Raw genomic sequence first — 12,442 nt, forward strand, 5'->3', positions numbered from 1 at the left:
TTGAAATTAAAACAGAAAGGAAATATAATAACACTTTGGAGTGGTGAAAAATGAAAAGAAAATTAAGTTACAAAAAAATGCTAGCAACAGTTGGTGCATTAACTGTTGTATTACCAATGTCTTTAAGTATTGCATCATGTGCAATAAAAGAAAAACAAAAAAATAATGATCAAAAAATAGTAAATTGAATTAATCAAACTAATTATTCACTTGATAATATTATAATTAATAGTACTATAGATGAATTAAAAACAAACATTAGTTCAGAATTTATTAAAAATTCATTAGATGAAATTAATCAAAAAAATTTTAATAATGATTTATTTTCATTAAATAAAATTATAAATGAAAAAAATGAAGAAATTAATAATAATGATTTTAAAAAAATAGGACTTATTAATGCAAAAATTAATTATAATTATGGAAAAATTAAAAATCAATTTGTTGATTTAAAAATCAGTGTAAAATATTCAGATAAACAAATTGTTGATGCTATTAGTGAAACAAAATATACAAAAAAAGTTAATTTTCAAAGTTCAGTAATGGAATTAAATGATTCAATTAATGCTGAATTTATTAAAAATTCATTAATTTCTGAAATTAAAAATTCTTTTAAAAATAATTTATTTTCATTAAACAAAATTACTAATAATAAAGAAATTGATTTAAAAGATGAAGACTTCACAGTTAGTGGTTCTATTGATGCAAAAATTAATTATAATTATGATTCATTTAAAAATTTAACTACTAATCTAACAATTATCATAGGTGAAGGTCAAATTTCTAATAAATATGAATTAAATGATGGAAAAATAAATAAATTTCTTCAAATCTCAGATAGTATAATATTTGCTGCAACAGAGAACGGAAATATTTGAGAGATTGATTTTACTAATAATACAAAAATCAATAAATATCAATTAAATGAAGAACGTATAAATAGTTTAATTAAAGCATCAAATGGTAAAGTATATGCTGGTACAATAACAAATACAGTTTGAGAAATTAATTTAGAAACTGAAACTGCAGAAAAGAAATTCACTGGATTTGGTGATAAGTATGATTCTAAAACTTTAATTGAAGGTTCAAAAGATAAGTTATATGTTGGTACTGGTATTGGTAATGTTTATGAATTAGATATTAATACTGGTAATACTAAAAAATATCGTTTTGACGATTGAGGTGATGTAAATACCCTAGTTAAAATTACAGAAAATAAAATAGACTTCTTGCAAAACTATGATATTAATCACATTTTTTAAGTTTAAAAATTTATTTTAATAACACTTTTAATATTTTTTAAAAATTATTGTTCAAAATATGTTTTATTTTTTGTCATTAAAATACAACAAAAATTATTATTTCAAATAAAAAAATAAAATATTAAATTATCAAATATATTTAAATTAATAATTGTAAATTATAAATTGAAGCTATTAAATTAAATCTTAATGCAAATTTTTTTCTTCTATTTCGATATTTTTCACTAATAATTTTAAATTTTTTAAGAATCGCAAAAACATGTTCAATAACAACTCTCATTTTTGAAATAGCCTTATTATTTTTCTTTTCTTCTTTAGTTAAAGGGTTTTTCTTTGATTTTCGTTTAGGTAATAAGACATTTTTATGTATGTTTTGTATACCTTGATATCCTAAATCTACTAAAATAGTTGTTTCTGATAAAAATTTCGTTTTTGAATTTTTTAAAATTTTAAAATCATGATTTTTACCATAAGAAAAATAAGAACTTATAATTTTTTTACTATCTTTTTCAATTATGACTTGAGTTTTTATTGTATGTTTTTTCTTTTTTCCTGAATAATATTGTTTTTGACTTTTTTTGGGCGTTGAATAGTACTTTCAGTCACATCAATGATAACTGTTTTATCTTTAAAATTATTATTTAACAGTGATTTTTGCCCATCAAGTTGTTGAAAATCAGGATGTTTTATTAAAGTATTTTCTATTCACTTGATATTCCTATAGCAACTACTTTCACTAATTCCATAACTTTTAGCAATATGAAAATAAGTTCGATACTCTCTTCAATATTCTAAAGTCATTAATAAACGATTTTCTAATGATAATTTATTAGGTGTACCACCATTTTTAAACTTTTTTACTTCTTCTATCTTTAAAATTTCTAGAATTTTATTAAAAATAATATCATTTATACCAGTTAATCTTAATAATTCTGGATTGTTAATAGTTTTTAATTTATCAAACATCATAGATTACCTATCTTTTTTATTTTTAATTTTATTTTAAAAATTTAATTTTTAATAGATAGGTTTTGCAAGAAGTCTATTGAATAATTTTTATACAGTAAATAAAAAACATATATTTAAAAAGGTGCGTAACATATATTACGCGCCTTTTTTTCGTTTTATTTTTTTAGATTTATATCACTTATTATAACTTAATATATGATTTTTTTTGTTTTTTTCTTAATACTAATAATAAAATAATACTCGTTAAAAAAATACCAATAACAGCACCAGCGATTGAAATAATAAAACGTATTAAAATTTGTTGAGGAGTTAAAAAGTATCCTGACAAATAAAATAATGATAAAACAAAAGCAAATGGAATACTATATGTAAATTGATCTAATTGATGTAATTTTAACTTATATGTAATAAAGGTTATAATAAAAGTAAATATGATTAAACTTAAACTAGAAAGTACCATTATTCAAAAAGGTAATTTAAAAGTAAAAGTAAAATCAGTACTAGTAGTAAAAAAAAGAATAATCCCTGGAATTAATACTTGTATTATTAAATAGCCAACACTTATCAAAAACTTAGTTCTTAGAAATGTATTTTCACTATTATTTTCAAAATTAACTTCTTGGTTTTTATTTTCCATACTTATCCTCTTCTATAATATAATTCTTTACAATTTTAACATGCTTTTATCAATAATTAAATACGATTTATATTTATTAAATAACACTTATTTTAATACAAAAATTTAAAATAAAAGTAAAAATAGTTTTCCACAATTTAATGAAATTAAAAATTATTTATCCTATAAATTAATTGATTTTTTTGATTTAGTTTTTGTTTTATTTTGTAAATCTGTATTAAAATTTATTGCGTGTTTTTGTGCTTCTTCTAAATCTTGTTTTTGTACTTTTTTCTTTTCATCAAATTTTTTTGCTGCTACTTTTCCTTTTATAATAACTACATGACTACCTTTAACAACTGCATAAGTAACACCACCAGCAACAGCAGCTCCTGCAACAATAATGCCTGCAGGTGGAGATATAAAAAAAGTTGTAACCAAAACACCAGCAGCACCAATAATAGTACCTCTAACAGCACCTTCAGGAATCCCTTCATAAGCCCCCTTAACAAGTCCTTTAGTAGACGCACAAATAATTTTTAACGTTTTTGCTGTTGTTGAATGCTTTGTTTTAAATTTTTTTCAGTATTTGTATTTTTTCTTAGTCATTTCTGGATGATAATTACTATCAACTAATATAAAATTAGTTTCATCTTTTTGTCTTTCATCTAAATCTGCAATTGCTTTTTCTAGTTCTAATCAAGTCATTATTAACTTCTCCTTTTTTAAAAAAAATAAAAAAAACTCATTTACTTTTGAATAAGTAATGAGTTTAAAACTTATATTAAGTTTTAAAAAAATAATATCATATTTTCTATATTTAGTATAGAAAATTTAATTATTTTTATCAATATTACATAAATTTTTATACTATCTATATGATTAAAATTTAGGGGACCGTGTCGAAGATGTCGGTAACTAATCATTTTCAAAAATAAAAACTTTCTTTTTTTTACCCTTGAATTAAAAATAAATGACAAAAGACGAGAATAAAAATCTTGTCTTTTTTTGTAATTGTAAAATTTTAAAATTTTTAATAAACCTCTTTAACGCTATTATCAACACGTGTTAGGGAACTAAAAAAGTGAACTACAACACAGTTGTTAAAAATAGTAGCTAGCATGTGGACTTGCATGGATAAATAAAAAGTGGAGTGATACCTAATAAAATATACTAACCAGTAATGGTAATTCTTGGGGTGGGAGCGAATTGGAAACTAGTATATATAGACCCGGAGTGGGGACGAACTATTATTATTCTTAATTTAACCAACCTTGCCACTGACAAGTGAGCAAGTGTTGGTTTTAGTTTTTATTTTTTTTGAAAAATTTTTTGGGCGAGAAAATAAATTTCAAACTTGTAAAAAAAATTGAGCGGTGCCGGTTCAATTAAAATATTAATTTGCTAAACGCAAATTAAATAAATATTGAATCGAATGCCTCAATGTTTTTTAAAATTTCACAATAGACTTCTTGCAAAACTATGATATTAATCACATTTTTTAAGTTTAAAAATTTATTTTAATAACACTTTTAATATTTTTTAAAAATTATTGTTCAAAATATGTTTTATTTTTTGTCATTAAAATACAACAAAAATTATTATTTCAAATAAAAAAATAAAATAGACTTCTTGCAAAACTATGATATTAATCACATTTTTTAAGTTTAAAAATTTATTTTAATAACACTTTTAATATTTTTTAAAAATTATTGTTCAAAATATGTTTTATTTTTTGTCATTAAAATACAACAAAAATTATTATTTCAAATAAAAAAATAAAATATTAAATTATCAAATATATTTAAATTAATAATTGTAAATTATAAATTGAAGCTATTAAATTAAATCTTAATGCAAATTTTTTTCTTCTATTTCGATATTTTTCACTAATAATTTTAAATTTTTTAAGAATCGCAAAAACATGTTCAATAACAACTCTCATTTTTGAAATAGCCTTATTATTTTTCTTTTCTTCTTTAGTTAAAAGGTTTTTCTTTGATTTTCGTTTAGGTAATAAGACATTTTTATGTATGTTTTGTATACCTTGATATCCTAAATCTACTAAAATAGTTGTTTCTGATAAAAATTTCGTTTTTGAATTTTTTAAAATTTTAAAATCATGATTTTTACCATAAGAAAAATAAGAACTTATAATTTTTTTACTATCTTTTTCAATTATGACTTGAGTTTTTATTGTATGTTTTTTCTTTTTTCCTGAATAATATTGTTTTTGACTTTTTTTGGGCGTTGAATAGTACTTTCAGTCACATCAATGATAACTGTTTTATCTTTAAAATTATTATTTAACAGTGATTTTTGCCCATCAAGTTGTTGAAAATCAGGATGTTTTATTAAAAGACATATTCCGTAATTAAATTTTTTAAAAGTCAATTAATAATTTTAAAATTTATTTTATAATTTTGTTATTAACAATAAATTTAGAAAAGTGTTGATAAAAATGATTTTTGAAAATTTAAAAAAATTAAAAAATGAAGAATTTTATAGATATTTTGGTATAAAACGTTTTCATTTTAATGAAATGTTAGAAAAATTAATTGAAATAGAAAAATTAGAAAAAAATAAAGGTCGAAAAAATAAACTTTCAGTAGAAGAAAGATTAATGATGACTTTATTATACTGAAAAGAATATTATACTTTTTTTCAAATGAGTATTAAATCTAAAATGAGCCCATCAAGTTGTTTTCGAAATATTACTTGAGTAGAAAATAAACTTAGTAACCACAAAGATTACCAATTTTTAAAAGAAAGATATAAATTAAAAATTGATAAAAAACAAGAAAATTCAAATGAATTTCAATTTTATTTAATTGATTCAACTGAGATTGAAATTGAAAGACCAACTAAAAAAAACTACAGTTAGAATATTTTTCTGGTAAAAGTTGAATGTATTCTATAAAATTTCAAATTGTATATGATTTTTTTAATAAAAAAATTGTTGATATTTTTGCTGATAATGGTAAAGTGCATGATTTTCAAATATTAAAAAATTCAAATCTTGAATTTTCAGAAAAAACAATAATTATTGGTGATTTAGGATATCAAGGTATACAAAATATTTATAAAAATACAATAATACCAATTAAAAGAACTAAAAATAAAAAATTAACTAAACAAGAAAGAAAATACAATAAGATTGTATCTAAAATTAGAATTAAAGTTGAACATGTCTTTGCTTGATTGAAAAGATTCAAAATTTTAGTAAATAAATGTAGAAAATCTAAATTTAGACTTATGTACTTAAGATTTAACTTACTTTGTGAAATTTTTAATAAAATAAAACCATTAAAATAAAAAAAATATTAAAAATATTTTTTTAAAATTTAAATTTTTATCGAGTTAATATAAAAATATTATTAACAATTTTTTGTTTAAAATGTAAACTCATTTTTTAAACTATTTTTTCAAAAAATATTTATTTCTATATTCAATAACACTAAATAGTTTTAAAACAATTTTATTGACAATTAATTAAATTTAATTACGGAATATGTCCAAAGTATTTTCTATTCACTTGATATTCCTATAGCAACTACTTTCACTAATTCCATAACTTTTAGCAATATGAAAATAAGTTCGATACTCTCTTCAATATTCTAAAGTCATTAATAAACGATTTTCTAATGATAATTTATTAGGTGTACCACCATTTTTAAACTTTTTTACTTCTTCTGTCTTTAAAATTTCTAGAATTTTATTAAAAATAATATCATTTATACCAGTTAATCTTAATAATTCTGGATTGTTAATAGTTTTTAATTTATCAAACATCATAGATTACCTATCTTTTTTATTTTTAATTTTATTTTAAAAATTTAATTTTTAATAGATAGGTTTTGCAAGAAGTCTAATGCAATATCACTTAATTATTGGTATTGACCCTGCTGGTATTGGTAATAATGGAATTGTTATATATTCAAATGAAACTAATAATATTGTTTTTAATGAAACATTCAATACATTAACTGTTTTATGAACTAAAAATATTTATAAAGAAAAATTTCAATTAATTAAAGAAAAATTTATTGATAAAAAAATATTAGTTATTGTAGAAAATTTCTTTTTAAGTTCAAAACAATTATTAACTAATCCATTAGCAACCCCTAAAATTATTGGTGCATTAATGGTATTAGTTCAAGATGTTATGAATTGAGATTATCAAGAAAGTGAACCAAAAAATAAAACTAAAATAGAAAATTATAAAGGAAATATAAAATTAACAAAACATGAACAAGATGCTTATAAACATATTCAATATTATTTAAAAAATCATAAAAAAATATTAATTTTTGATAATTATTTAAGGAAATTATAAAAATGAAAGATAAAACAAATTATGTCAAATTAACAGTAAAACTTAGTAACACTATTGAAGCAAAATATTACGAAAAAGGTAATAAAGAATTATATTATAGTGTTCGTGGTCAATGAAATGGATTAAACTATGTTATGGAATTGCAACACTTTTTAGGACTATTTTTTGGTAAACATTTGTTGTTGATATTTAACTGGAGTTAAGTAGTTTAAAGTGCTGTGAATTCTTATATTGTTATATCAATTGATGTAATCAAATAATTCTAATTTTAATTGGATTAATGATGTAAAATTTTTATCATTAATAAATTCGGTTTTAAAAGTTTTAAAAGTTGCTTCAGCAACAGCATTATCATAAGGACAACCTTTTTTACTTAAAGAACGGTTAATGTTGAATGCTAGTAAAAGTTTATCAGGTAATGTTTAGTAATCTGTGTAACTTACAAAAATAACTATGTTTAATTAATTCTAGTAAATATAATTAAATGACTAGAAAGATTGAGTTACAGATGGCTAAAAAGCAAAATATTAATAATAATGATCCAATATCAAAAGCAGTAGATTTATTATTAGAAAATACTGAAGATTTAACAACAGTTTTTAAAGAGGGAGGATTGTATAAAGAATTAACAAAAAGATTAGTAGAAAAAATGTTGAATTCTGAGATGCAAAATTATTTGGGATATGAAAAGAATCAACATAGTAATAGTGACAATGCTCGTAATGGTATAAGTTCAAAAAAAATAATAACTCAACAAGGTAAAATTGAGATTGATGTACCACGAGATCGCAATAGTAATTTTAATCCTATAATAGTTGCAAAAAGACAAAGAAGATTTGATGGTTTTGATCAACAAGTTCTTTCTTTATATGCAAAAGGTATGACATTATCAGATATTAGAATGCAATTACAAGAGTTATATCATGGTGCTGATATTAGTGAAAGTGTTATTAGTCAAATTACTGATGATGTTATTGATGATGTAAAAGCATGGCAAAATCGACCATTAGAAAGTGTCTATCCGATTGTTTATTTTGATTGCATAGTAGTGAAAGTATGACAAGATAAAAGGATTATTAATAAATCAGTTTATATAGCTTTAGGAGTTGATTTAGAAGATAAAAAAGATGTTTTAGGTTTATGAATTAGTGAAAATGAAGGTGCTAAATTTTGATTAGCAAATTTAACAGAAATGAAAAATCGTGGCTTAAATGATATTCTTATTGCCTGCAGTGATAATTTAACAGGCATGTCAGAAGCAATACAATCAGTTTATCTTAAAACAGAACATCAATTATGCATAGTTCATCAAATTAGAAATAGTTTGAAATATGTCTCATATAAGCATAGAAAATCTCTAGTTGCAGATTTAAAACCAATTTATACTGCATGTAGTGAAGAACAAGCAATGCAGGCTTTAGAATCCTTTGAAAATAAGTGAAATAAACAATATCCTCAAATTGCTAAATCTTGATATAAAAATTGAGATAATTTAATGGTTTTTATTAGTTATTCTACAGAAATCAAAAGAGTTATTTATACAACAAATGCTATTGAATCTGTAAATAGTCAATTACGAAAAGTTATCAGAAATAAAAAAGTTTTTCCTAATGATATGGCAGTTTTTAAAATATTTTATTTAGCAATTGAAAATATAACAAAAAAAATGAACAATGCCCATTCAAAATTGAAATACAGCAATTGCTCATTTTATGATAAAATTTGAAGATAGAATTAATCTAAACTAGTACTTTGTAAAACAAAGATACACAGATTACATAAAAGTCTCAGAATATCATTTAAGCCACGATTTTTCATTTCTGTTAAATTTGCTAATCAAAATTTAGCACCTTCATTTTCACTAATTCATAAACCTAAAACATCTTTTTTACCTTCTAAATCAACTCCTAAAGCTATATAAACTGATTTATTAATAATCCTTTTATCTTGTCATACTTTCACTACTATGCAATCAAAATAAACAATCGGATAGACACTTTCTAATGGTCGATTTTGCCATGCTTTTACATCATCAATAACATCATCAGTAATTTGACTAATAACACTTTCACTAATATCAGCACCATGATATAACTCTTGTAATTGCATTCTAATATCTGATAATGTCATACCTTTTGCATATAAAGAAAGAACTTGTTGATCAAAACCATCAAATCTTCTTTGTCTTTTTGCAACTATTATAGGATTAAAATTACTATTGCGATCTCGTGGTACATCAATCTCAATTTTACCTTGTTGAGTTATTATTTTTTTTGAACTTATACCATTACGAGCATTGTCACTATTACTATGTTGATTCTTTTCATATCCCAAATAATTTTGCATCTCAGAATTCAACATTTTTTCTACTAATCTTTTTGTTAATTCTTTATACAATCCTCCCTCTTTAAAAACTGTTGTTAAATCTTCAGTATTTTCTAATAATAAATCTACTGCTTTTGATATTGGATCATTATTATTAATATTTTGCTTTTTAGCCATCTGTAACTCAATCTTTCTAGTCATTTAATTATATTTACTAGAATTAATTAAACATAGTTATTTTTGTAAGTTACACAGATTACTAAACATTACCTTAATTTTCTTGTATCTTTTTTTTCAATGGTTTTGAAATAATTTTTCTATTTGAAAAAACTGTTGATGTATTTTTAGTTGGTTGTTCAACAGCTATTATTTTAGTAGTAGATGTAGTAGTTTGATAATTAGTAGTGGGGTAGTACATATAGTTTGAATCCATAGTTTGTAAATATTGATATTCATTATCAAAATTATTACTAAAGAATTTAATACAGCAGTTTCATAACATTTTCTTTTTTCCTTTTCTTTTTGAATATTTGAACACTATCTAAAATTAAATAATTGCATTATTTAATTTTAATAGTTTATAATTATAATAATAACAAAGTTTATTTAAAGGTGAATATAATGTTACGTAGTAGTAATATTTTAAAAATTAATAGTATTAATAATTTTGAACAATTATTTATTTTTTTTGGTTTACCAGTTCTTTTTTTTACTTTTAATTATGAAATTAACTTTTTTAATTACTATTAATTTTCATAAAAATAGTAATAATAATAAAAAAATATTTAATAAAACAAAAATCATTATTCTTCAATTTAGTTTATGATTTTTAGCACAATTTTGTTTATTTTTATTACCAGTTCAAGAAATGGTAATTAATATTAATTTTTTAGATTTAGAAAGTTTACCAATGCTATCATTGATTTCGATTTTACATTTATTTATTTGTTTTAGTTTTTTAAGCCGTAATAATAATCAAATTATGAAAGTGATGCGTTTTACTATTTTGTGAATTATTATAATTGCTATTATTTTACAATTTAATTTTACTATGATTAAAATATCATTACCATCAATAAATAACTTTATTTCAGTACTAATTTTAGTGTTCTTTTACTATTGATTAGGTTTCTTTTCATGAAAAATGCTTAGTGATAATTTATTTACAATTTTTAATTTAATTAAAAAAACTTGAGTAACATTATTTAGTAATTCTTCATTACCCAATATTATTAATAAACAATTTCCAGTAAAAGCATATACTAAAACTAAAATTATCATTTTAACATGGCAATTTAAAAAACAAATGTTTACTAATTTTGACCACCAAGTTTCTATTACTGATAATAATAAAAAACTTTTAATTGCTATTTTTAAGAAGAATTTAACTTATTTTTTAAGTGCCCAATTAACACTACTTATTACTAAAACTATTCAAGATTTAAAAACTTTAATTAATGGTTGAAAAATGGCTTTAATTCAATAACTTTTTTTGTTTTAAAATTTAAAAGAAAGGAAGAACGAATATGAAAAAACAATCATTTTTGCTTTTTAAAAATGCGTTTAAACAAGCATTTCGTAATAAAATTCAATTAGTTGGTTTAATTGTTTTAGTATTATTATCATCAACTATTTTTTCATTAATGCAAACAAGTTTAGCAAGAATTTCTGATGAATATTCAACATTAGTTGCAAAATCTAATTTACATGATTTTGTTATTGATTTATCTAATACTACTCCAAAAACTGTTTCTAATAAAATCTCAACATCAACAACTGCTGTTGATGAAAAGAATGATTTTGATATTAACAATATTGCAAATGATGCTGGTAATGAATTTATATGAGATCGTGTTGAAGGCAGAACTATGCAATTAGATAATAATAGTAATCCTAGAATTTTAAAAATATTAACTTATAATCAAGATGCTCGTATTGATAAATTAATCATTAGTGATGGTTATCAAATAGGAGATAGTAATAATCCAGATAAAACTCCAAGTTGAAAACAGGTAGTTATTAATAAAGAATTTGCTCAAAAAAATAATTTGCATATTAATGATACAATTCGTGTGCAATCAGATCAATTAGGAAGTAGTTTAAAAGTTTCAGGATATGATTTAAATGATGCTGCTTATAGTAGTTATAATTGATTAAAAATTGTTGGATATGGTGTATCTGCTGATTTCACAACCCCAATTATTGATCAAACTACACCAATTCCAAATAAAACTCGTGAAGGTTTATTATACGTTTATCCAATGCAATTTGGTTTAAGTAAAAGGTTAGAAAAAAATAATTATATTTGATCATATGATAAAGCTAATGAAAAAATCACAATTTCTTCTGATAATGATCGCGAAATTTATTTTGTTGGAAAATCAACAATAGGTAAAATTAATGATATTAAATTAATTTCACAAAGTTTAAGAAGTAAATATATTAATACTATTGATTCTGATGCTGCTTTAGTATATAAGTTAGGAAATAATAAGTATACGTTTAATAATCGTACTGCTACTTTGAATGCAACTATTATTGGATTTAAAAGTTTATTAATTGGTTTATTGTTAATTGTTTTAATTATTACAGCAATTACAGTAATATTAATTACTTATAAAAATATTGATAATTCACGAACACAAATTGGAATTTTAAAATCATTAGGTTATAGTAATATTAAAATTTTAATTACATCTTTAGCTTATCCAATGGTAGCAGCACTTATTGGTACTATTTTAGTGTTTTTACCAGCAAATGGTTTACAAGTAATTATAGTTCAAACATTTGCCAACTATTTTAATCTAGATTTTGGTCATTTTATTTTTAATGGTTTAGGATTTATATATTGTTTAATTTTAATATTTGGTTTTTTATCAATTATTGCATGAGTTATTAGTGCTTTAACAGTTATTAAAAACCAATAGATTTAAT

At 21.6% G+C, this 12,442-nt stretch carries 14 protein-coding genes and 3 pseudogenes; 8 read left to right on the forward strand and 9 right to left on the reverse strand.

Translation table 4 applies throughout. The annotated features are described in order from the left end of the window. Positions 1–50 precede the first annotated feature (50 nt). A complete protein-coding gene (locus AACL24_RS09810) occupies positions 51–1,262 on the forward strand; it encodes a hypothetical protein (protein ID WP_339046520.1) in 1,212 nt (403 codons plus the stop codon). Between the two features lie 139 nt (positions 1,263–1,401). Here the strand turns inward: AACL24_RS09810 and AACL24_RS09815 are convergent. The 5 genes from AACL24_RS09815 to AACL24_RS09835 all read right to left on the reverse strand — a co-directional run bounded on the left by AACL24_RS09815 (position 1,402) and on the right by AACL24_RS09835 (position 5,241). Further along, positions 1,402–2,231, reverse strand: a protein-coding gene (locus AACL24_RS09815) for an IS5 family transposase (protein ID WP_339046522.1) whose coding sequence is annotated in 2 segments (ribosomal slippage) — positions 1,402–1,835 and positions 1,835–2,231 — 831 coding nt in all. Because the reading frame shifts where the segments join, the coding sequence is not laid out codon by codon here. 181 nt (positions 2,232–2,412) lie between these two features. Then, positions 2,413–2,868, reverse strand: coding sequence for a DxFTY motif-containing membrane protein (locus tag AACL24_RS09820; protein WP_339046524.1), 456 nt, complete (start codon positions 2,866–2,868; stop codon positions 2,413–2,415). 162 nt (positions 2,869–3,030) lie between these two features. Then, positions 3,031–3,555 (reverse strand): hypothetical protein, encoded by a 525-nt coding sequence (locus AACL24_RS09825; RefSeq protein ID WP_339046526.1) that lies wholly within the window; start codon positions 3,553–3,555, stop codon positions 3,031–3,033. Between the two features lie 1,096 nt (positions 3,556–4,651). Further along, positions 4,652–5,044: a transposase family protein gene (locus AACL24_RS09830; protein ID WP_339049439.1), complete on the reverse strand. Its 393-nt coding sequence runs from the start codon at positions 5,042–5,044 to the stop codon at positions 4,652–4,654. Beyond that, on the reverse strand, positions 5,041–5,241 hold the full coding sequence (locus AACL24_RS09835) for a hypothetical protein (RefSeq protein WP_339046396.1): 201 nt from the start codon (positions 5,239–5,241) through the stop codon (positions 5,041–5,043). Before AACL24_RS09835 ends, AACL24_RS09830 begins: the two co-directional genes overlap by 4 nt. A gap of 67 nt (positions 5,242–5,308) precedes the next feature. On the opposite strand from AACL24_RS09835, the gene AACL24_RS09840 reads away from it, so the two are divergent. Next, positions 5,309–5,731: a transposase family protein gene (locus AACL24_RS09840; RefSeq protein ID WP_339045912.1), complete on the forward strand. Its 423-nt coding sequence runs from the start codon at positions 5,309–5,311 to the stop codon at positions 5,729–5,731. Positions 5,732–5,754: 23 nt separating this feature from the next. Then, positions 5,755–6,162 carry a transposase family protein gene (locus AACL24_RS09845; RefSeq protein WP_339045908.1) on the forward strand — a complete coding sequence of 136 codons (408 nt, stop codon included), beginning with the start codon at positions 5,755–5,757 and terminating at the stop codon, positions 6,160–6,162. Positions 6,163–6,345: 183 nt separating this feature from the next. Here AACL24_RS09845 and AACL24_RS09850 read toward each other — a convergent pair whose 3' ends face one another. After that, positions 6,346–6,642, reverse strand: coding sequence for a helix-turn-helix domain-containing protein (locus AACL24_RS09850; protein ID WP_422398048.1), 297 nt, complete (start codon positions 6,640–6,642; stop codon positions 6,346–6,348). A 76-nt stretch (positions 6,643–6,718) separates the two neighbouring features. Here AACL24_RS09850 and AACL24_RS09855 point away from each other — a divergent pair, with 76 nt between their 5' ends. Both AACL24_RS09855 and AACL24_RS09860 read left to right on the forward strand, forming a co-directional pair. Next, entirely contained in the window at positions 6,719–7,183 is a 465-nt protein-coding gene (locus AACL24_RS09855) for a hypothetical protein (RefSeq protein ID WP_339046528.1), read from the forward strand. A gap of 2 nt (positions 7,184–7,185) precedes the next feature. Then, positions 7,186–7,386: a hypothetical protein gene (locus tag AACL24_RS09860; protein ID WP_339046530.1), complete on the forward strand. Its 201-nt coding sequence runs from the start codon at positions 7,186–7,188 to the stop codon at positions 7,384–7,386. Here the strand turns inward: AACL24_RS09860 and AACL24_RS09865 are convergent. Further along, positions 7,342–7,596: pseudogene (locus tag AACL24_RS09865) on the reverse strand (IS3 family transposase); the annotation flags it as partial. The gene AACL24_RS09860 and the pseudogene AACL24_RS09865 sit on opposite strands and share 45 nt — an antisense overlap. A 95-nt stretch (positions 7,597–7,691) precedes the next feature. On the opposite strand from AACL24_RS09865, the pseudogene AACL24_RS09870 reads away from it, so the two are divergent. Beyond that, positions 7,692–8,931 (forward strand): annotated as a pseudogene (locus AACL24_RS09870) (IS256 family transposase). A gap of 40 nt (positions 8,932–8,971) precedes the next feature. Here AACL24_RS09870 and AACL24_RS09875 read toward each other — a convergent pair. Both AACL24_RS09875 and AACL24_RS09880 read right to left on the reverse strand, forming a co-directional pair. Then, positions 8,972–9,685, reverse strand: a pseudogene (locus tag AACL24_RS09875) (IS256 family transposase); the annotation flags it as partial. Between the two features lie 94 nt (positions 9,686–9,779). Next, positions 9,780–10,010 (reverse strand): hypothetical protein, encoded by a 231-nt coding sequence (locus AACL24_RS09880; protein WP_339046534.1) that lies wholly within the window; start codon positions 10,008–10,010, stop codon positions 9,780–9,782. Between the two features lie 486 nt (positions 10,011–10,496). Between AACL24_RS09880 and AACL24_RS09885 the strand changes: the two genes are divergently transcribed. Beyond that, positions 10,497–10,994 carry a hypothetical protein gene (locus tag AACL24_RS09885; protein ID WP_339046536.1) on the forward strand — a complete coding sequence of 166 codons (498 nt, stop codon included), beginning with the start codon at positions 10,497–10,499 and terminating at the stop codon, positions 10,992–10,994. A gap of 40 nt (positions 10,995–11,034) precedes the next feature. Next, on the forward strand, positions 11,035–12,435 hold the full coding sequence (locus AACL24_RS09890; RefSeq protein WP_339046539.1) for an ABC transporter permease: 1,401 nt from the start codon (positions 11,035–11,037) through the stop codon (positions 12,433–12,435). Positions 12,436–12,442: the final 7 nt, after the last annotated feature.

It is taken from the genome of Spiroplasma endosymbiont of Colias croceus (assembly GCF_964020095.1).
Taxonomy (GTDB): domain Bacteria; phylum Bacillota_I; class Bacilli_A; order Mycoplasmatales; family VBWQ01; genus Spiroplasma_E.